The sequence below is a fragment of the Vibrio sp. Vb0598 genome (genome assembly GCF_033338935.1).
Taxonomy (GTDB): domain Bacteria; phylum Pseudomonadota; class Gammaproteobacteria; order Enterobacterales; family Vibrionaceae; genus Vibrio; species Vibrio alginolyticus.
The window spans coordinates 179,964-199,737 of record NZ_JAWOTP010000008.1; the positions used below are offsets into that span (position 1 = coordinate 179,964).

The following is a 19,774-nucleotide window of genomic DNA, read 5'->3' on the forward strand; positions in this document are numbered from 1 at the left end:
TCCTACTTAAATAATTGTTAATCTGCTGAAAAGGCTTGGTTTTGACCAAGCCTTTTTTTTTTCGCCGATTGATCGCGTGCGAACTTCATCACGTACTACTTACAGAAATAAAGTTATACAAAATTATTTTTGTACAACTTTGGTGGAATGAACTATCTTGTACATATAATAATTTTGTACAACTTAATGGGCGTGTAGGAGTAAAAAATGGACATACAGTCTGTTGGCAATATCTATCAAAAGCTCAACAAAGCGAACTTACATCTGCTTAAGGATATATATCACCAAGATGTAGTATTTGAGGACGCAGCGCATCGTTTAGAAGGATGGCCAGCACTTTCGGATTATTTCACCTCATTATATGCCAACGTCATCAGTTGTGATTTTGTAATCCATGAGCATCAACAAGTCGGAGATACAGGCTTCCTAACTTGGACAATGGACCTTCAGCATCCCAAACTTCAGAAGGGTGCGCCTATTCTCGTCAATGGTGTTTCGCACCTCAAATTTAGCGAAGGTCAGGTCATTTATCACCGAGACTATTTTGATCTCGGAGAGATGCTCTATGAGCATTTACCGTTACTTGGTTCAGTCGTTAAAACCATCAAGCAGAGGTTAGGACAATGAACAACACCATCTTAATCACAGGCGCCACCTCCGGAATAGGAAGACAGCTTGCCCTAGATTACGCGAACTCAGAATGGAATGTGATTGCTTGTGGTCGGAATCAAGATGTTCTTGCAGAACTGGAGGCAGTTTCCTCCAAAATTCATACATTGCAGTTTGATGTGACAAATTATGAGGAAACTCAGCAGGCGCTCTCTAATTTGCCCTTTACGCCAAACACATGGGTTTTTAACGCAGGCGATTGTGAGTACATGGATGAGGGAGTGGTCGACGCGAAACTCATGGCGCGTGTGATGAACGTAAATGTTGTCGGTGTTGCTAACTGCGTCGAAGGCTGCCAAGTGCACTTAGAGAGAGGGCACCGCATTGTTATTGTTGGCTCTATCGCATCAGAAGTGGCACTGCCTCGTGCTGAAGCTTACGGCGCGTCCAAAGCGGCAGTCAGTTATTTTGCACGCACGCTCGCCGTCGACTTGAAAAAGAAAGGGATCAAAGTGGTAACGGTGTTTCCTGGTTTTGTTGAAACGCCGTTGACTGACAAAAACGACTTCGAAATGCCAATGATCATTTCTACTCAGCAAGCGTCGGAATCTATCAGGAAGCAGTTAGCCGCCAACAAGACCTATATCTATTTCCCGGCGAGATTTACCAGTATTTTACGTTTTATCTCGTTACTTCCATACAGTTGGCAAGCTCGCCTAACTGCTAAACTCGTATCATAAGAAGGAATAAAAATGAAAACAGCAGGAAGAAAGAAGATAGCGATTGTGGGAACGGGAATCTCTGGCCTTACTTGTGGTTATTACTTGCATAAAGAACATGATGTAACGCTGTTTGAAGCGAACGATTACATCGGTGGCCATACTGCAACCGTTGATGTGAGCCTTGATGGTAAAGAATACGCGATAGACACTGGGTTCATCGTCTATAACGATCGTACGTACCCTAATTTCATTAAAATGATGAGCGAGATTGGCGTTGAAGGTCTGCCGACTCAAATGAGTTTCAGTGTCAGAAACGATGGGAACGGACTAGAGTACAACGGCCACACAGTGTCGACATTGTTTGCTCAAAAACGCAACTGGGCAAACCCTAAATTTTATCGATTTATCTTCGAGATACTTCGTTTCAATAAACTTGCCAAGCGCTTCGCTAGCGAACAATCCTCGCACTCTCAGACGTTAGGTGAGTTCCTTGATGAACACAAATTCAGTGCTTTCTTTACCGATAACTACATATTACCGATGGGGGCTGCGATTTGGTCGTCGACTTTAGCTGACATGCGCGCATTCCCTCTTATGTTCTTCTTACGTTTCTTCCTCAACCACGGTCTGCTAGATGTGACTAACCGGCCACAATGGTATGTGATTAAAGGTGGTTCACGTTCATACATTCCACCATTGACCAAAGGCTTTGCCGAGAGTATTCGTCTTAATAGTCCTGTCGAAAAAGTGGTTCGCAACGAAAAAGGGGTTGGCGTTCAAGTTCGCGGAGAAACGCATTGGTTTGATGACGTTATCTTTGCTTGTCACAGTGATCAAGCAATGAGAATGCTAGAGGATATCAGCCCAATTGAGCAGGAAATCTTGGGGGATATGACATACCAAGCAAATGAAGTTGTTCTTCATACCGACTCTGCCGTACTACCAAAACGTAAGGCAGCATGGGCATCATGGAACTACCTATTGGAAGGCAGTGAAGAGGAACAGCAACGCCTCCCTTCGCTCACTTATAACATGAACATTCTTCAGCATATTCAATCAGAACACACGTTTTGTGTAACGTTGAACAGTACTGAGAAAATTAACTCAAATAAAGTCTTGCGTTCGTTCACTTATCATCATCCAGTATTCACCACTGAGTCTATTGCAGCGCAGCAGCGCAAAGATGAGATACAGGGCAAACAAAGTACCTGGTTCTGCGGCGCTTATTGGTACAACGGTTTTCATGAAGATGGCGTGCGTAGCGCGCTTGATGTTGTGAAAGAACTAGAAGAAAAGTACTGCGAACAAAATGTGGTTCCTTTCGAAAAAGGCGCAGCGTGATATGGATAGCCAAATGAACAGCCGATTGTTTATAGGCAACGTTCGTCACCGTCGATTCACGCCTGTGAATCATGAGTTGAACTACTCTTTATTTATGCCCGCCATCGATGTAGACGAGCTCGATGCTTTAGAGAAAAAAGTATGGGGTTTTGGTTCGCGTTGGTGGCATTGGGCTCGCTTCAAGCGCAGTGATTACATTGGTGAAGGTAGCGTCAAGTCGGCAGTGCACAGCAAAATTGAAGAACTGACAGGTGTTCGCTGTACCGGCAAGGTAATCGCAGTCTGTCACTTGCGTTATCTAGGACTTTATTTCAGTCCCGTTAATTTCTACTACGTTTATAACACGGAAGGAGAATGGAAGTATCTCCTCGCAGAGGTGAGTAACACTCCTTGGAATGAACGACATTACTACGTGGTGTCAGCAGATAAAGAAGAAGAAAAGTTTGGTTGGGAACAAAATAAAGCATTCCATGTTTCACCATTCAACCCGATTGACCAACTCTACCGCTGGAGAATTAAACCTTTGACAGACAAGTTGAATATTCATCTTGAATGTCACAAAGGAGAGAAACACTTTGATTCCACCATGGTTATGAAAGCCAAGCCACTTTCAAGCAAAACCTTATTGAGGTGTTTGATCGTTACACCAATACAAACGGTAAAAGTAATGGTTGGTATTTATTGGCACGCATTAAAACTTTGGGTGAAAGGCGCACCTTTTTATTCTCATCCTAAATATTCAACGCATGAAGAAATAGAAGCCGATACTGAAAAAACAGACAAAAAAAATAAAAAGCACAAGGAGAATTCTGCATGTTAAATACTAGTTCTATGACATTGCCGCGTAAATTGACGACAACGCAAAAAGCGGCTCGCGGAGTTATTTTTCAATGTCTGCAAAAAATGGAAATCGGCTGCTTAACAGTTATTGAAAGTTTTAAGACGGAAACGACAGAGCGAAGCGAGCGTTTTAATGCGCCAAATGGGGAGTACAGTGGTCAACCTGTTGTCGCTACTATAGAGGTAAAACATCCAGGCTTTTATTCACGGATCTTGCAAGGCGGCAGTATTGCTGCTGGTGAGGCTTATATGGATGGGTGGTGGGATAGCCCCGATTTAACCTCATTAATGAAACTGATGGCCCTTAACATGCGTGCTCTAGATAAACTCGAAGAGCAAGGCAGTTGGTTGACTAAAATACTGTACAAGTTCAGTCATTGGTCAAACAGAAACTCTGAAGAGAACTCACGTAAAAATATCCATGCGCATTACGACTTGGGTAACAACCTATACGAAGCGTTCCTTGATACCAATATGCTGTACTCGTCGGCGCTTTACAATCATGCGGATGACTCTCTAGAGCAGGCTCAAATCAACAAAATGGATCGTCTATGTCAGCAACTTGAGCTGAAGCCCACTGATCATGTTGTTGAAATTGGCACAGGGTGGGGCGCTATGGCGATTTACATGGCCGAACAATACGGTTGTCAGGTCACCACAACAACGATATCTGAAGAGCAACACGAGTACGCGGAGCAAAAAATCAAAGAGCGTGGCTTAGAAGACAAAATCACTCTACTCAAACAAGATTACCGCAACCTAACCGGCACTTATGACAAGCTCGTTTCTATTGAAATGATTGAAGCTGTGGGCAAACAATTCCTGCCTTCGTACATTAAGGTCTGTGAGTCTTTATTAAAGTCCGGTGGCTTGATGGCGATTCAAGCGATTACGATTGCCGATCAGCGTTACGATTACTACAGTAACAACGTCGACTTTATCCAGAAGTACATTTTCCCAGGTGGTTTTTTACCGTCGGTAACCTCACTAACCCAAGCAACAACAAAGTACAGTGACTTAGTGACGCGAGACTTGTTCGATATTGGTTTGGACTACGCCAAGACGCTGAACGAATGGCACCTACGTTTTAATCGAGCAGAGAATGAAGTGCGCTCGTTTGGCTACGACGATCGCTTTGTGCGTATGTGGCGCTACTATTTGAGCTACTGTGAAGGGGGCTTTTTGGCTCGCACGATCAGTGCAGTTCACATGACGTTTCAACGCCCGTAGTTCGTTATGAAGGTATTTCTTGCTTCGACATGGTTCCAACTCTGCTGGTTTGCAGCGGTGCTTGGAACCTATAAATGGCAATGGGTGACGTTATTCCTTACTTTGGCAACCCTACTATATTGTTTGAAAACTGACGCATCTTCGCTCAAAAGTATTGGTGTTATCGCCACGATTGGTCTCGTGCTTGATACATTAAATCAGCAATTTTCAATTTTCATGTTTGCCACTCAATGGTTACCCCTTTGGCTTTTGTGCCTTTGGGTTCTGTTCGCCTGGTATGCCTATCAACTCAAGTCAATTTTGTACCGTTTCCCAAAAACCTACGTATCAATAGTAGGCGGTATCGGAGGAACAGCGAGCTACTTTGCTGGCTATAAACTCCAAGCCGTTGAATTTGGATTCAGCACTGGCGCTACACTGGCAATGTTGTTTGTCGAATGGTACGTCATGATGCTCTTGATACTCAAGGTGTACGGAAATGAAAAGCTTGAAGAGAGTTTTAACTCAGAGACTGACTAGGTTGCTTGCGTTGGTAATAGTAACTGGTTCTTTTGCTCTGCAAGCTCAACCTGTTGGAAATAGCGAAGCTGCCAGCAACATTGCGAATTGGAAGGGGTGGAAAACTGTTGGAGAAGCCCAACTTACTTGGTTCATCTTCGATATTTATCACTCAAGATTAAAAGCGCCTGATGGAAAGTTCATCGTAAGCGATGACGTATCGCCACATCCCCTTGCGTTGGAAATTAATTACAAGAGAGACATCAGTAAGCAACAGCTGCTTGATGTGACGGATGAGCAGTGGGCGAAATTGGGTTTTACTGACTCATATCGAAAAACTTGGATCAGCGAGCTCGATCGTATGTTTCCTGATATTCAAAAAGGTGACGAGCTTACTTATCTAACAGATGGAAAATCTGGTCAGCTGTTTTATAAGCAGGTTGGGGACGTGCAAGTAAAGAACGTTGGCATCATTGAAGACGAACGAATGAACGATGCATTTTTAGCTATATGGTTATCACCCAACACAGAATTCCCGAAACTCCGAAAACAATTGATAGGGCAGGTTAGATAGTGCTTAAACGAATTTTTAAATCAGCGACTTTAGTGGCAGCTGTTTTTCTTTCGGCATGTTCCGCAGACATTGATAATTACCGCTCTTCTACACCGACTTTTGATGTATTCGGTTATTTCGAAGGCGACATAAAGGCGTGGGGGATGGTGCAAGATTATACCGAACAGCAAACCCGTCGCTTTGAAGTCGATATAGTGGGTACTGTAGAAGGTGATACGCTGACGCTGGTGGAAGACTTCGTGTTTGATGACGGAGAGGTGGACCAGCGAATTTGGGTTATCACTAGATTAGAAGACGGTAGTTATGAAGGTAAGGCAGACGATATTATAGGTGTAGCAACAGGGGAAGAGCAGGGCAATGCGCTACAGTGGCAATATGACTTTGAGCTACAAATGGAGGATTCATCAGTGACGGTTGCTTTTGATGATTGGCTTTATCGTCAGGATGACAGACACGTTTTCAATCTAACGAAAATAAAAAAGTTTGGTGTGGAAGTAGGAACAATAACCTTGTTCTTCCAAAAGCAGCCATAACAAATGGGGCTGATCTTCAATTAATAATCCATTCCATATAACTAAAATTATTTTCTCCCGACCTAACTCTCCTAACTAAAAAAGGTTGACGCTTTCGCGTCAACCTTTTAAGTATCTGGTCGTTACAGGAGGATTACAGCTTATCTGTCAGCTCGATTGCTTGACCGATATAGTTCGCTGGCGTCATCTCTTTCAGACGTGCTTTCTCGTGCTCAGGAAGCTCAAGACCGTCGATGAAGTTACGCATTGCTTCGCCGTCTACACGCTTACCACGAGTTAGCTCTTTCAGCTTCTCGTATGGCTTCTCGATGCCGTAACGACGCATAACTGTTTGTACTGGCTCAGCTAGTACTTCCCAGTTCTTGTCTAATTCAGCAAGAAGCGCTTCACGGTTTACTTCTAGCTTGCTGATGCCTTTAAGCGTAGAAGTGTAAGCGATGATAGCGTAGCCAACACCAACACCAAGGTTACGTAGAACCGTTGAGTCAGTTAGGTCACGTTGCCAACGAGAGATAGGCAGTTTCTGTGCTAGGTGGCCGAATACAGCGTTCGCAAGACCTAGGTTACCTTCTGAGTTTTCAAAGTCGATTGGGTTAACTTTGTGAGGCATTGTTGAAGAACCGATCTCACCAGCAATAGTTTTTTGCTTGAAGTGGCCTAGTGCAATGTAACCCCAAACGTCACGGTCGAAGTCAATCAGGATAGTGTTGAAACGAGCGATAGCGTCGAACAGCTCAGCGATGTAATCGTGCGGTTCGATTTGAGTTGTGTAAGGGTTCCAAGTTACGCCTAGAGACTCTGTGATGAACTCTTCAGAGAACTTGTGCCAATCTAGTTCTGGGTAAGCAGAAAGGTGTGCGTTGTAGTTACCTACTGCACCGTTGATTTTCGCTAGGATTTCAACGTTTTCGATTTGCTTGAATTGACGCTCCATACGGTACGCCACGTTTGCCATTTCTTTACCCATAGTAGATGGAGAAGCAGGCTGACCGTGTGTACGAGATAGAAGAGGAATGTCGCGGTATTCCACTGCTAGTGCTTTGATAGCGTCGATTAGGTTACGGATTTCTGGAAGAATCACGTTCTCACGCGCTTCTTTAAGCATTAGAGCGTGTGATGTGTTGTTGATGTCTTCAGAAGTACATGCGAAGTGGAAGAACTCGTTTACTGCGTGCAGTTCAGGAACGTCTGCTACTTTCTCTTTTAGGAAGTACTCAACCGCTTTTACGTCGTGGTTAGTTGTACGCTCGATCTCTTTGATACGGCGTGCATCTTCTTCAGAGAAGTTTGCAGCAAGGTCGTCTAGGAATTGGTTTGCTTCTGCGCTAAACGCTGGCACTTCTGCAATTTCAGCAGTAGCAGCAAGCTTTTGTAGCCAGCGGATTTCAACGATAGTACGGTACTTTAGTAGACCGTATTCACTGAAAATTTCGCGTAACGCAATTGTCTTGCTTCCGTAACGGCCGTCTACTGGTGAAACAGCAGTCAATGCTGACAGTTCCATGATGTTCTCCTGAATTGGGTTTCTAAATTTCGTGAGCTTTATACCAATAACTGTGGCAATTGTCACGAATATTGCGCAAACGTTTGCGCGAGATTTGTTTTAGTCGAAAAAAATGAGCTCGCGATAAACGCGAGCTGCTTATTTGATATTTTACTACAGACGAGCAAGAAGGATTTGTGCTTGCTCTACCATCTTCTTGCGCCCGAAGATTAGGTGGCGACGCTTACCACCAACTTGACGCCAAAGAACTGCACTACGAATGCCAGATAACAACAGCGCACGAACTTTGTGTTGGCTTGCCGTCTGCTGCAGTACAGATGGCGTGCCCGTTACTTGAATGCGTGGGCCAATAGGGCTAACGACATCCAGATAGATGCTCGCTAAATTGCTGATCATTTGATCGTCTAGTAGCTCAAAGTGCTCTGACTGACGCTTGGCCATTTGAATACGATCACCAAGCTGAGACATAGCATCGTTACGAGAGCTTAACTTACGCTCTAACGCCATTAAACTAATAATGTAACGAGTAATTTCACTGCCTGATGGTGTGCTATCAATCCCCTTAACCAAGCACTCTAGGCCGAGCTTTAGATCGGCTTCGCGACCGAATACGCCAACTGTGTTAGCAGGGTTCGTGCTCAAAATAGCGTTGATTGATGTTTCAAAAGCATCTTGATCACAATGTCCGTTTCTCGCTACCTGTTGAACTAAAGCAACAGCTTGGCAAATCCCAGCGAAAGCGATAGTACGGTCATAAAGTGTATTCGCCACGTAACGACTCCTAAGCTTGAGAATATTTAATGCGTTGCTCGATGATGCCGCCACCTAGGCACACGTCACCTTTGTAGAACACTGCTGATTGACCTGGAGTTACAGCAATTTGTGGCTCGTCAAAGATAACTTTAATGTTTTCATCATCGATAGGGATGATTGTACAAGGAATATCTTCCTGACGGTAACGAGTTTTCACTGTGCACTTCATAACATCGCGAATTGGCTCACGATCTACCCAGTGAAGTTGTGATGCAAGTAGACCTTCTGATTTTAACATTGGATGGTCTTTACCTTGAACGGCAATCAAAACGTTACGTTCTAGATCTTTCTCACCAACGAACCATGGGTCCTCGTTACCACCGCCGCCTTTACGGCCACCGATGTGTAGACCTTTACGCTGACCAAGCGTGTGGTACATCAGGCCTTGATGTTGACCAATCACTTCGCCTTCAGGTGTTTCGATGTTGCCTGGTTGAGCTGGAAGGTAGCGACCTAGGAATTCTGTAAACTTGCGTTCGCCGATGAAACAAATACCCGTAGAGTCTTTCTTCTTCGCCGTGATTAGATCTTGCTCTTCCGCGATGCGGCGTACTTCTGGTTTCTCTAGGTCACCAACAGGGAATAGGCTACGTGCGATTTGCTCGTTGCTTAATGTGTACAGGAAGTAGCTTTGATCTTTGTTGCCATCTAGACCACGTAGCATCTGTGGTTTTTCACCGTTTTCTGGGAAAGAGCGACGCACATAGTGGCCCATTGCAATGTAATCAGCATCAAGTACTTCATCAGCGAATTCTAGGAATGCTTTGAACTTGATTTCTTTGTTACAAAGAATGTCAGGGTTCGGAGTACGGCCAGCTTTGTATTCAGCAAGGAAGTACTCAAATACGTTATCCCAGTATTCGGCAGCAAAGTTGATAGTGTGTAGGTGGATGCCTAGCTTGTCACATACTGCCTGAGCGTCAGCAAGATCTTCTGCCGCTGTACAATATTCTTCGTTGTCATCTTCTTCCCAGTTCTTCATGAAAAGGCCTTCTACTTGGTAGCCTTGCTGCTTTAGAAGATACGCGGAAACAGATGAATCAACGCCGCCGGACATACCGACGATGACTTTCTTTTGGCTGTTATCAGACATTACTAAACACCACTTAAATAAACGGGATGCAGATTCTATCAGAATCCACAGACCGGTGACAGATCCGAGATCGAAATCACAATTCGTTTCGCTGGATTTTTCTTCAACAAAGATTCGAACGAGTAATTTCGCAAGTATAGAAGAGGTATATATGGCATAGTTGGCCAAAATCCAAGAGGAAACACCAAATGACAGAAGAAAACCAATTTATGCAAGAAAGTGAGTTGATTGAAATTGTTGAAAATCAGCTCGAAGATGGCAACCCGCTTAAAGTAAAAGAAACCCTTATGCGTTTAATGATGACTGGCACACCACGTGAAGATGCGGTTGCGATGATGGCATGTGCGATGTCAATTGAGATTTTTGATGTGATGAAGAATGAAGGTGAGTTCGACCTAAAGCGTTATAGCGAGCACCTTGAGCAACTACCAGATCTCAGCTTTATGGAAGGTGAATAAGCCACCTAAAAGAAAAAAGTAGTCAGCAAACGTTTGCTATAATCGCTTTTATTGCTGCTTTATTATTAGCGGTATAGAATCCGCTCTCCTTTTCATCCCCTTACTCAGACTGACAATATGAAATTTCCTGGACAACGCAAATCGAAGCACTATTTTCCTGTTCATGCTCGTGACCCGCTGGTGAGCCAAGCACAAGAAAGCAAGAAGATGACGCGCACTCACATCATTGGTATTGACCAAACCTTGGTTGATATTGAAGCAAAAGTTACAACGGATGTGATTGAAAAGTACGGTCTGAGTAAAGGTCACTCTCTGGTTATCGATGACGAAAGAGCAGAAGAGTTATACCAGCAACTGAAAGAAGAGAACTTGATTACCAATGAGTATGCGGGCGGTACAATTGGTAACACGCTACATAACTACTCCGTGCTAGCGGATGACCGCTCCACACTACTTGGAGTGATGAGCCAGGATATTAAGATTGGCAGCTACGGTTACCGTTATCTTTGTAATACATCAAGCCGCATGGATTTGAACTACCTACAAGGTGTAGATGGTGCAATTGGCCGTTGCTTTGCTCTTATCACAGAAGACGGTGAACGTACTTTTGCTATCAGCGAAGGGCAAATGAACCAACTCCATCCTGATAGCATTCCAGAGAAAATCTTTAAAAATGCATCAGCACTTGTACTGACGTCATATCTAGTACGTTGCAAAGACGGCGACCCAATGCCGGAAGCAACAATGAAAGCGATTGAGTACGCGAAAAAGAATGATGTGCCTGTTGTTCTGACTCTAGGCACAAAGTTTGTTATTCAAGATGATCCTAAATATTGGCAAGAATTCATTCGAGATAACGTTTCTGTCGTTGCGATGAATGAAGATGAAGCAGAAGCTCTGACGGGGGAATCTGATCCACTTGCTGCGTCTGATAAAACATTGGAGTGGGCTGATCTAGTATTGTGCACGGCGGGTCCTGTAGGTCTATTTATGGCTGGGTATACGGAAGATAGCGCGAAGCGCGAAACTTCTTTGCCATTACTCCCAGGGTCAATTGCTGAATTTAATCGTTATGAATTCAGTCGTCCGGCGAAAAAAGACTCATGCGAGACGCCAATAAAAGTGTACTCGCATATCTCGCCATATATGGGTGGCCCAGAAAAAATTAAGAATACAAATGGCGCAGGTGACGCCGCGTTATCTGCTGTTCTTCATGATATGGCAGCAAATAAATACCATAAAGAAAATGTGCCTAATTCAAGCAAGCACAGTAACGAGTATTTAACTTACTCTTCTTTTTCTCAAGTCTGCAAATACGCAAACCGTGCTAGCTACGAAGTTCTCGTGCAACATTCACCACGATTGTCGCGCGGACTTCCTGAGCGAGAAGATAGCCTAGAAGAAGCATACTGGGAACGTTAATACGAAGCGGTTTAATTAACTATTCTGTAACTAAAGTAAAAGGCACATTAAGAAATGTGCCTTTTTTTATTTGTAATGGTTTAAATAAAAAAGGCTCCCTATGGGAGCCTTTTAAAAATAGCACGGATCTAGATTAGGAACTCATCCAGAGATTTACCTGCATCAAGTTGCTCTTGAATCGCCGAAGGTGTACGACCTTGGCCAGTCCAAGTTTTCTCATTACCGTTTGAATCTGTGTATTTGTATTTAGCAGGGCGAGGTGCGCGCTTCGCTTTGCCTTTCGTCTTAGTTTCGCCAGATAGCGCAGTAATAAGTGCTTCTACGTCAATACCGTCTTGAGCGATTTTCTCAGCAATCTCTGCAAGCTTAGCTTCTTGCTCTGCTTGTGCTGCGCGCTCTGCTTCTTCTGCTTCACGACGCTCATCTACGACAGTAGTGAGTTTATCTAGAGCTTCTTCCAATTGTTCTAGAGTCAGCTCACGAGAAAATGCACGAAGGCTACGGATATTTAGAAGGGTTTTAGTCAGCTCTGACATAACGATTCCTATTAAAAGGTTAATGTGTTGGGCACTTTTTATCGTTACGATTAAATAATGCCAATCTATAAATAAACAAAGAGTCCTTATATTTAACTTTATCTTTTCCTTATGTGCAAATGCTAAATCAAGATTTTGTTTAAATTTGACTACTTTTTAAAGCAATTAATATTATTACACTCGAAATAAATCATTATTAGATGAGAACTAAAATCAACAATCATTATTGTATAGAGAGAGTGACAGCTTGGTTTTTTATAAAAAAATTTGAGTTATTACTTAAAAATATGAAGCATCCATCTTTAATGGTGTGTCATATATCCTTAATTTATTGATATAAGATAAACCATGATATTTCTAAGGTAGTAATAATGTTTCATAAATAACATGATTGATGTGATTTCAGTTGCACAAAACTTATGGAAGTAGGCAAGGTTTATAAATTATCTCAGTCATTATTTATTTGTTTAATTTAGTTTGATGTGTTGCATTGACTCTCATCATAAGTACAATGGCTGCCACCTGATGCAATATTGCAGACAATTTGTTGTTAATTTGTACAGTTAGTGGTTAATTGTTTGTTGTTGCCGTAGAGGCGCGGTCTCGAAGAGTAGCTATTATTGGGGTGATGCCAATGAATAATAGTGGAAGGCGAAGATTGCCGAAGTAAGTAACTCATCAAAGTTACTTGCTGGGGTTGTATCTGAAAGGAACAACACTGCCATAGTATATATTCACATTAAACTATGGAGCGCTACTGTAGGGTTGGGTGGAGTGTTCGCTTCCCTGTCGCTAAGTTCAACATGAGCACGTATCGTATGCTACGTGACTTGTCTGCAGTAGATCTCTAGCCAAACTTTGGTTTTTGAAGATCATGAATTTAATAGATTTTTCTAGTTCTCCTGTTTCATTATTGCCACCTATTGTCGCTTTGACTTTGGCGATTTTGACTCGACGTGTATTAGTTTCCTTGGGTGTAGGTATCGTGCTAGGTGCGGTGCTACTTAATAGCTGGTCTATCAGCGACACCGCAGGTTACGTCAGTTCTCAAGTTTCTTCTGTCTTTATTGAAGATGGCGGAATTAACACTTGGAACATGAGCATTGTTGGTTTCCTAATCTTATTAGGTATGACAACAGCTTTATTAACGCTATCTGGCGGTACTCGTGCTTTTGCTGAATGGGCACAATCTCGAGTGAAGAGTAAACGCGGCTCCAAACTTCTTGCCGCCTTTTTAGGCGTATTCATTTTTGTCGATGATTACTTTAATAGCCTTGCTGTTGGTGCGATCTCTCGCCCAGTAACCGATCGCTTTTATGTGTCTCGCGCTAAGCTTGCGTACATTCTAGACTCAACCGCTGCTCCAATGTGTGTAATTATGCCTGCTTCTAGCTGGGGTGCTTACATTATTACTATTATTGGCGGGATCTTAGTCTCACATGGGATCACAGAGTATTCGGCTCTTGGCGCATATGTTCGTCTTATCCCAATGAACTTCTACGCCGTTTTTGCGCTGCTAATGGTGTTCGCTGTTGCTTGGTTTGGTCTTGATATTGGTAAAATGCGTGAGCATGAGATCTCTGCATCGCAAGGTCGTGGCTTTGATAAAGACAAAGAAAATGACTCGCAAGAAGCGCATGACCTAAACGAAGAGCTAGATATCCGTGAAAGTGAAAAGGGTAAAGTGTCAGATTTGATACTTCCTATCGTGACGCTGATTATCGCGACTATCGCTTCAATGCTTTACACGGGTGGCCAAGCATTGGCTGCTGATGGTAAGGAGTTTGCGCTTCTTGGTGCTTTTGAAAATACAGATGTAGGTACATCACTAATCTACGGTAGCTTGCTTGGCTTAGCAGTTGCACTGTTTACTGTTGTGAAGCAAGGTCTACCAATGGCTGAGATCGCACGTACACTTTGGATTGGTGCTAAGTCTATGTTTGGTGCGATTCTAATCTTAGTATTTGCCTGGACCATTGGCTCTGTTATCGGTGATATGAAGACTGGTACTTACCTTTCGACAATGGCGCAGGGAAATATCAACCCTCATTGGCTCCCAGTTATCTTATTCTTGTTGTCTGGCCTGATGGCGTTCTCAACAGGTACTTCATGGGGTACGTTCGGCATCATGCTTCCAATCGCCGGAGACATGGCTGGTGCAACAGACGTAGCGCTAATGCTACCGATGTTGAGTGCGGTTTTAGCTGGTGCGGTATTCGGTGACCATTGTTCACCAATCTCAGATACGACTATCTTGTCATCGACGGGTGCACGTTGTAACCACATTGATCACGTATCAACACAGCTACCTTATGCATTATCAGTCGCGCTTGTTTCATGCGTCGGCTTTATTGCCCTTGGTATGACTGCTTCAATTGCGTTCTCGTTCATTGCAGCGTCGATAACATTCGTTATCGTTTGCGCTATTTTGTCATGGCTTTCAAAGTCTAAAATAGCGTCTTGCCAGAGTGCGTAAGTTGTTTTGAATAGATTCGTTACAGAGGGAAGCTCCGCTAATTTAGCGGAGCTTTTTTTAACGCGACTTAGGTGAGGGGGGCAATCGCGTTTTTGGGGATAAAAGTCTCGTGTTAAGAGCGAATTGTTTGTGTACCGAGCTCTCCTTGATGGGCTGTAATGGAAAAGCAATCCATCTTCTTCTTAGTTCTAAGCAAAGACTATGCCCATTTTAAGCTTTTGATTTTTAATACAGAAAAATCCGCATGGTTGCGATGCAGAGTTAACTAAATGATATCTAAAGAGTTACCTGTTACACAGTGTTACGTTACACCTATACAGTATTTAAACATTTAAGTTGTATTTCTTTATTAATCGATAAAGCGTTGTTCTTGAAATGCCGAGGTGACGTGCAGCCGCACTCATATTGTGTTTATTTTCTTCGATAGCTTGCAGTAGGTAGTCGAGATCAATTTGGTCCACAGAAGGGAGCAATTGCCTCTCATTGTTATCAAGGCCCAAGTCAGCGACGAGAAGCGTGTGATCTTCACACATGACAATTGCTCGTTGGATGACATTACGCAGTTCTCTTACGTTGCCTGGCCAACGATGTTTGAGGAGCTTGGCTTTTACCTTATCAGACATTTTTTGTACCTGACCATGAGACAGATCTGCTAGAAAGTGTTCAGATAAAATAATAATGTCTTTTCCACGCTTTCTCAGTGGAGGGATAGTTAATGGCAATATATTAAGCCGATAGAATAGATCTTCACGAAATCCTCCTTGTACGACCTCATTTTTCAAATCCACGTGGCTTGCTGCAATGACCCTACAGTCCACGTCAATGAATTTATCCGCTCCGACTTTATGGATTTGTTTACTCTCCAAAAAGTGAAGGAGGTGGATTTGTAAGTCTGGTGGCATGTCACCAATTTCATCAAGAAATAGGGTGCCTTTATGTGCCTTTTGAATAAAACCTATACGCTCTGAGATTGCGCCTGTAAATGCTCCTTTTTCATGGCCGAAAAGCTCGGATGCAATAAGACCACTTGGAATGGCTCCACAGTTGACTTCCACAAAAGGTGCTGAGTGTCTGTTCGACAATTGATGAATAAGGCGAGCGCAAAGACCTTTCCCAACACCAGTTTCACCCTGAATGAGGACTTCAGCATCACATTGAGCGTACTTTTGTATTGCAGTACGAAGTTCTTGGATACAGGCACTATTGCCGATCAACGGGTATAGTGCCGTATCGTCGAAATCTACAGCTTGTTTATTACTACCGTTACGCAGTTTCATTATTAATCACTATTTTTTGCCCCGCTCTAATAATAGTTTTGAATGACTTGTCTCAAACGTGAGTTGCTGTCTCTTTATTGAGAAAAAATGTCAATTAATGGGTTGGGTACGGTCTAAATAGTTGATTTGGTGGATATTCATACTATTCTTCGCTTTCTTCGTCAGAGTAGAGCTGATTGGAGGTGTTCTTTCCACCAGAGTATTCAATATGGAAAAGAATTTAATTTCATTTAAATCAATGTCTTGTGAAAAATATTTAGAAAATATTCAATTGAGTATTGAAAAATATAGAATCCTTAGTTAGTGTGGTTACTAACAAAGCAACTCAAAAAGAGCCTTAAATAAGTATGCGTAATTTTGTAATGAACATTCATCACCATCATCACCCAATCTAGTCTTTCGGGCGATGTACGCATACCCGGGAGGCAGGAAACTCCCGGAGGTAAAATCAAAGTAAAAGCAGATTTTAAACCCTCGGGAGACTTCAATCTCCCGAGGGTTTTTTAGTTTTATTAGTTTGAAAAATACTTAGATATCAAAATCTTGCATAGGGACAAAGCAATGCAAACACAACGTTTAAGAATCGCAATTCAGAAAAAAGGTCGTCTTAGCAAAGAGAGTCAAGCTCTACTAAAACAGTGCGGCGTAAAGTTCAACGTAATGGGCGAGCGTTTAGTTGTCCATTCTGAAAATATGCCAATTGATTTACTCTTGGTTCGTGACGACGACATCCCAGGTTTAATTATGGATGGCGTGGTTGACCTTGGCTTTATTGGCGAAAATGAGCTAGAAGAAGTTCGCCTTGACCGCAAAGCATTAGGTGAACCCTGCGAGTTTGTTCAGCTTCGTCGACTTGATTTTGGTGGCTGTCGTTTATCTATCGCAATCGACAAGGACGAAGAGTACAACGGTCCACAAGACTTAGCTGGCAAGCGTATTGCTACAACGTATCCTCAACTTCTAAAAGCGTACATGGATGAAGTCGGCGTTCCATTCTCTACATGTATGCTGACAGGCTCTGTAGAAGTTGCGCCTCGCGCGGGTCTCGCTGATGCTATCGCTGATTTGGTTTCTACAGGTGCAACACTGGAAGCGAACGGCCTTAAAGAAGCTGAAATTATCTTCAAATCAAAAGCGACATTGATTCAACGCACAGGTGAGTTCGACGCAGACAAAGTGGCGCTAATCGAAAAGCTGTTAACTCGCATGCAAGGCGTGCAGCAAGCGAAAGAATCTAAGTACATTATGCTTCACGCCCCAGCAGAGAAGTTAGATCAAATTAAAGCACTACTGCCAGGTGCTGAAGACCCAACTGTTCTTCCTCTTTCTGCAGATAAGCAGAAAATGGCTGTTCACTTAGTGAGTTCTGAAAACCTGTTCTGGGAAACAATGGAACAGCTGAAAGAGTTGGGCGCAAGTTCAATTCTCGTTCTACCAATTGAAAAAATGATGGAGTAAGCATCATGAGAACAGTCGTTTGGCAATCATTAAGTGAGAATCAGCAAGACTTTATTTTGGAGCGCCCTGCTATTGCAGAAGGTGCCAATATCACCACTGCTGTGGCCGAAGTTATTGCTAAAGTTCGAGAAGAAGGTGACTCTGCTCTTATTGAGCTGACCGAAAAGTTTGACCGTGTTAAGCCTGAATCCATTCGTGTTTCTTCTCAGGAAATTAAGGCAGCGTCAGAGCGTTTGTCAGAGTCAATGAAGAGCGCACTAGAGCAAGCTTACGCCAATATTTCTAAGTTCCACAAAGCGCAAAAGCCGCAACCGATCAAGGTGGAAACCCAGCCAGGTGTCCTTTGTGAACAAGTAACACGCCCAATTCAAAAAGTGGGTTTGTACATTCCTGGTGGCAGTGCGCCTTTGCCATCGACTGTTTTGATGCTCGGCGTTCCTGCAAAAATTGCAGGTTGTCGTAAAGTCGTTCTTTGTTCTCCACCCCCAATCGCTGATGAGATCCTTTATGTCGCGAAACTGTGTGGCATTGATGAGGTGTATAACGTCGGTGGTGGACAAGCAGTTGCTGCAATGGCTTATGGCACCGAGACGGTATCGAAAGTAGATAAGATCTTTGGTCCGGGCAACGCTTACGTGACCGAAGCAAAACGACAGGTTAGCAATGATTTCCGCGGTGCTGCGATTGATATGCCAGCAGGGCCATCAGAAGTGTTAGTGATTGCAGATGAAACCGCAGATGCAGACTTTATCGCTGCGGATCTTTTGAGCCAAGCGGAACACGGTCCTGATTCTCAAGTGGTATTGGTGACTCCTTCTCCTGTGATTGCTGATCAAGTGACGGATGCGGTTCAACGTCAGCTTAAGGAGCTATCTCGTGCAGACATCGCAGAAAAGGCTCTGGCATCAAGCTTGATCATTATTTCCGAGTCGATGACGCAGTCAGTTTCTATTTCCAATTACTACGGTCCTGAGCACTTGATTGTTCAGACTAAGAACCCTCGTGAGCTTCTACCTCTATTAGATAACGCAGGTTCTATCTTCCTTGGGGATTGGTCGCCTGAATCTGCGGGAGATTACGCATCGGGGACTAACCACGTCCTTCCTACTTACGGTTACACACGTACTTATTCAAGCTTAGGTTTGGCGGATTTCTCTAAACGAATGACGGTTCAGGAGCTTTCTGCTGATGGTTTAAAGAACCTTGCACCAACGGTAGTCACGATGGCTGAAGCGGAAGGTCTGGACGCTCACAAACGTGCTGTTACTATCCGCGTAGAAAAATTAGTAAGTAAGTAAGAATAAGAGAGTAATGAGATGGAAAAGCTAGCGCGTAAACAAGTCCAACAGCTTACCCCTTATATGTCGGCTCGCCGAATCGGTGGTACGGGTGACGTATGGCTAAATGCCAACGAATCACCATTTAACAATGAATACAAAACAGACTTTGCTCGTCTTAATCGTTACGGCGAATGCCAACCGAAAGAACTGATTTCTGCTTACGCAGCCTATGCGGGTGTGAAAGCAGAACAAACACTGACTTCTCGCGGCGCAGACGAAGGTATTGAGTTATTAATTCGTGCATTCTGTGAGCCGGGTGAAGATGCGATTCTTTACTGCCCACCAACTTACGGTATGTACGCCATCAGTGCAGAAACCATCGGTGTAGAGCGCAAAACCGTGCCGCTAACGTCAGATTGGCAACTAGACCTTGCAGGCATCGAAGCTAATCTGGATAACGTGAAACTGGTTTTTGTATGTTCGCCAAACAACCCAACGGGTAACTTGGTTAAGCGTGAGGACATTGTGTCTCTGCTTGAGATGACAAAAGACCGTGCAATCGTGGTGATGGATGAAGCGTACATCGATTTTTGTCCAGAAGCGTCAACGGTAGACCTACTGGCGCAATACCCGAATCTTGCGATTCTGCGTACTCTGTCGAAAGCTTTTGCGCTTGCAGGTCTGCGTTGTGGATTTACGCTTGCGAACGAAGAGCTTATTAATGTACTTCTTAAAGTTATCGCACCTTACCCAGTCCCAGTTCCAGTGGCAGAAATTGCGACTCAGGCGCTTTCGGAAGCGGGTTTAGCACGAGCGAAGTTTCAAGTTCTCGATTTGAATGCAAACCGTGCTTACTTGCAAGTTGGCCTTTCAATGATTCCGGGTTTGGAAGTGTTTGAAGGGTGGGGGAACTACCTATTGGTGAAATTCCCAGATGGCGATGACCTTTTCAAAGCGGCTTGGGATACGGGCATTATTTTGCGTAACTCGCCAATTGAAAACTGTGTGCGTATCAGTGTGGGTAACCGTGACGAGTGCGAAAAAACGCTTGGATTTATCAGAAACTACTACGCATAAATAGAGACAGAATTTATCGCTCTCGCTCAATAG

At 43.6% G+C, this 19,774-nt stretch carries 19 protein-coding genes, 1 riboswitch and 1 other annotated feature; of the genes, 14 read left to right on the forward strand and 5 right to left on the reverse strand.

Features of this window, described 5'->3' with window-relative positions:
- Positions 1-207 precede the first annotated feature (207 nt).
- From R7Q38_RS10970 to R7Q38_RS11005, 8 genes are read left to right on the forward strand one after another with little or no spacing between them, the layout of a single operon-like run.
- Complete coding sequence (locus R7Q38_RS10970; protein ID WP_005378211.1) at positions 208-627, forward strand: nuclear transport factor 2 family protein; 420 nt, start codon at positions 208-210, stop codon at positions 625-627.
- Positions 624-1,349, forward strand: a complete 726-nt coding sequence (locus R7Q38_RS10975) for an SDR family oxidoreductase (protein WP_262639269.1) — start codon at positions 624-626, stop codon at positions 1,347-1,349. Before R7Q38_RS10970 ends, R7Q38_RS10975 begins: the two co-directional genes overlap by 4 nt.
- Before the next feature lie 12 nt (positions 1,350-1,361).
- Complete coding sequence (locus R7Q38_RS10980; RefSeq protein WP_262652799.1) at positions 1,362-2,672, forward strand: NAD(P)/FAD-dependent oxidoreductase; 1,311 nt, start codon at positions 1,362-1,364, stop codon at positions 2,670-2,672.
- Position 2,673: 1 nt separating this feature from the next.
- The gene (locus tag R7Q38_RS10985; RefSeq protein WP_318114218.1) at positions 2,674-3,492 is read left to right on the forward strand and encodes a DUF1365 domain-containing protein; all 819 of its coding nucleotides are present in this window, start codon (positions 2,674-2,676) and stop codon (positions 3,490-3,492) included.
- On the forward strand, positions 3,486-4,742 hold the full coding sequence (locus tag R7Q38_RS10990) for a cyclopropane-fatty-acyl-phospholipid synthase family protein (RefSeq protein ID WP_318114219.1): 1,257 nt from the start codon (positions 3,486-3,488) through the stop codon (positions 4,740-4,742). The genes R7Q38_RS10985 and R7Q38_RS10990 overlap by 7 nt, the downstream gene beginning before the upstream one ends.
- Before the next feature lie 6 nt (positions 4,743-4,748).
- A complete protein-coding gene (locus R7Q38_RS10995; protein ID WP_318114220.1) occupies positions 4,749-5,261 on the forward strand; it encodes a DUF2878 domain-containing protein in 513 nt (170 codons plus the stop codon).
- Positions 5,221-5,814, forward strand: a complete 594-nt coding sequence (locus R7Q38_RS11000; protein WP_053349498.1) for a chalcone isomerase family protein — start codon at positions 5,221-5,223, stop codon at positions 5,812-5,814. Before R7Q38_RS10995 ends, R7Q38_RS11000 begins: the two co-directional genes overlap by 41 nt.
- Positions 5,814-6,347, forward strand: coding sequence for a DUF3833 domain-containing protein (locus R7Q38_RS11005; protein ID WP_005378200.1), 534 nt, complete (start codon positions 5,814-5,816; stop codon positions 6,345-6,347). The genes R7Q38_RS11000 and R7Q38_RS11005 overlap by 1 nt, the downstream gene beginning before the upstream one ends.
- Positions 6,348-6,480: 133 nt before the next feature.
- Here R7Q38_RS11005 and purB read toward each other — a convergent pair whose 3' ends face one another.
- From purB to mnmA, 3 genes are all read right to left on the reverse strand, one after another.
- Positions 6,481-7,851, reverse strand: a complete 1,371-nt coding sequence (gene purB / locus R7Q38_RS11010; protein ID WP_005378198.1) for an adenylosuccinate lyase — start codon at positions 7,849-7,851, stop codon at positions 6,481-6,483.
- 153 nt (positions 7,852-8,004) lie between these two features.
- Entirely contained in the window at positions 8,005-8,622 is a 618-nt protein-coding gene (hflD, locus tag R7Q38_RS11015; RefSeq protein ID WP_005378194.1) for a high frequency lysogenization protein HflD, read from the reverse strand.
- Positions 8,623-8,632: 10 nt separating this feature from the next.
- Entirely contained in the window at positions 8,633-9,757 is a 1,125-nt protein-coding gene (mnmA, locus tag R7Q38_RS11020; RefSeq protein WP_005378192.1) for a tRNA 2-thiouridine(34) synthase MnmA, read from the reverse strand.
- A 188-nt stretch (positions 9,758-9,945) separates the two neighbouring features.
- Here mnmA and R7Q38_RS11025 point away from each other — a divergent pair, with 188 nt between their 5' ends.
- Together R7Q38_RS11025 and R7Q38_RS11030 are read left to right on the forward strand one after the other, a co-directional pair.
- A complete protein-coding gene (locus R7Q38_RS11025; protein WP_151514676.1) occupies positions 9,946-10,215 on the forward strand; it encodes a hypothetical protein in 270 nt (89 codons plus the stop codon).
- A 117-nt stretch (positions 10,216-10,332) separates the two neighbouring features.
- Entirely contained in the window at positions 10,333-11,637 is a 1,305-nt protein-coding gene (locus tag R7Q38_RS11030) for an inosine/guanosine kinase (RefSeq protein ID WP_005378187.1), read from the forward strand.
- Positions 11,638-11,765: 128 nt separating this feature from the next.
- Here R7Q38_RS11030 and R7Q38_RS11035 read toward each other — a convergent pair whose 3' ends face one another.
- Positions 11,766-12,173, reverse strand: a complete 408-nt coding sequence (locus R7Q38_RS11035) for an H-NS family nucleoid-associated regulatory protein (protein ID WP_005378185.1) — start codon at positions 12,171-12,173, stop codon at positions 11,766-11,768.
- 582 nt (positions 12,174-12,755) lie between these two features.
- Positions 12,756-12,938: riboswitch (Lysine riboswitch) on the forward strand.
- 109 nt (positions 12,939-13,047) lie between these two features.
- On the opposite strand from R7Q38_RS11035, the gene tet(35) reads away from it, so the two are divergent.
- Positions 13,048-14,649, forward strand: a complete 1,602-nt coding sequence (gene tet(35) / locus R7Q38_RS11040) for a tetracycline efflux Na+/H+ antiporter family transporter Tet(35) (protein WP_005378182.1) — start codon at positions 13,048-13,050, stop codon at positions 14,647-14,649.
- Between the two features lie 323 nt (positions 14,650-14,972).
- Here tet(35) and R7Q38_RS11045 read toward each other — a convergent pair whose 3' ends face one another.
- Positions 14,973-15,926 carry a sigma-54 interaction domain-containing protein gene (locus R7Q38_RS11045; protein ID WP_005388056.1) on the reverse strand — a complete coding sequence of 318 codons (954 nt, stop codon included), beginning with the start codon at positions 15,924-15,926 and terminating at the stop codon, positions 14,973-14,975.
- 370 nt (positions 15,927-16,296) lie between these two features.
- Positions 16,297-16,434 (forward strand) — a sequence feature (His leader region).
- 53 nt (positions 16,435-16,487) lie between these two features.
- On the opposite strand from R7Q38_RS11045, the gene hisG reads away from it, so the two are divergent.
- The 3 genes from hisG to hisC are packed head-to-tail and all read left to right on the forward strand — an operon-like array spanning position 16,488 to position 19,741.
- A complete protein-coding gene (hisG, locus tag R7Q38_RS11050) occupies positions 16,488-17,384 on the forward strand; it encodes an ATP phosphoribosyltransferase (protein WP_318114221.1) in 897 nt (298 codons plus the stop codon).
- A gap of 5 nt (positions 17,385-17,389) precedes the next feature.
- Positions 17,390-18,682, forward strand: coding sequence for a histidinol dehydrogenase (hisD, locus tag R7Q38_RS11055; RefSeq protein WP_318114222.1), 1,293 nt, complete (start codon positions 17,390-17,392; stop codon positions 18,680-18,682).
- An 18-nt stretch (positions 18,683-18,700) separates the two neighbouring features.
- Positions 18,701-19,741, forward strand: coding sequence for a histidinol-phosphate transaminase (gene hisC / locus R7Q38_RS11060; RefSeq protein WP_262638472.1), 1,041 nt, complete (start codon positions 18,701-18,703; stop codon positions 19,739-19,741).
- Positions 19,742-19,774 lie beyond the last annotated feature (33 nt).

Excerpts from the sequence above, each read along its gene's own strand:
- R7Q38_RS10970 (WP_005378211.1), top strand. The coding sequence starts at position 208 with ATGGACATACAGTCTGTTGGCAATATCTATCAAAAGCTCAACAAAGCG.
- hisC (WP_262638472.1), top strand. The coding sequence starts at position 18,701 with ATGGAAAAGCTAGCGCGTAAACAAGTCCAACAGCTTACCCCTTATATG.
- R7Q38_RS10975 (WP_262639269.1), top strand. The coding sequence starts at position 624 with ATGAACAACACCATCTTAATCACAGGCGCCACCTCCGGAATAGGAAGA.
- R7Q38_RS10995 (WP_318114220.1), top strand. The coding sequence starts at position 4,749 with ATGAAGGTATTTCTTGCTTCGACATGGTTCCAACTCTGCTGGTTTGCA.
- hisD (WP_318114222.1), top strand. The coding sequence starts at position 17,390 with ATGAGAACAGTCGTTTGGCAATCATTAAGTGAGAATCAGCAAGACTTT.
- R7Q38_RS11035 (WP_005378185.1), bottom strand. The coding sequence starts at position 12,173 with ATGTCAGAGCTGACTAAAACCCTTCTAAATATCCGTAGCCTTCGTGCA.
- hisG (WP_318114221.1), top strand. The coding sequence starts at position 16,488 with ATGCAAACACAACGTTTAAGAATCGCAATTCAGAAAAAAGGTCGTCTT.
- R7Q38_RS10985 (WP_318114218.1), top strand. The coding sequence starts at position 2,674 with ATGGATAGCCAAATGAACAGCCGATTGTTTATAGGCAACGTTCGTCAC.
- R7Q38_RS10980 (WP_262652799.1), top strand. The coding sequence starts at position 1,362 with ATGAAAACAGCAGGAAGAAAGAAGATAGCGATTGTGGGAACGGGAATC.
- R7Q38_RS11030 (WP_005378187.1), top strand. The coding sequence starts at position 10,333 with ATGAAATTTCCTGGACAACGCAAATCGAAGCACTATTTTCCTGTTCAT.
- R7Q38_RS11000 (WP_053349498.1), top strand. The coding sequence starts at position 5,221 with ATGAAAAGCTTGAAGAGAGTTTTAACTCAGAGACTGACTAGGTTGCTT.
- purB (WP_005378198.1), bottom strand. The coding sequence starts at position 7,851 with ATGGAACTGTCAGCATTGACTGCTGTTTCACCAGTAGACGGCCGTTAC.
- R7Q38_RS10990 (WP_318114219.1), top strand. The coding sequence starts at position 3,486 with ATGTTAAATACTAGTTCTATGACATTGCCGCGTAAATTGACGACAACG.
- R7Q38_RS11045 (WP_005388056.1), bottom strand. The coding sequence starts at position 15,926 with ATGAAACTGCGTAACGGTAGTAATAAACAAGCTGTAGATTTCGACGAT.
- mnmA (WP_005378192.1), bottom strand. The coding sequence starts at position 9,757 with ATGTCTGATAACAGCCAAAAGAAAGTCATCGTCGGTATGTCCGGCGGC.
- R7Q38_RS11025 (WP_151514676.1), top strand. The coding sequence starts at position 9,946 with ATGACAGAAGAAAACCAATTTATGCAAGAAAGTGAGTTGATTGAAATT.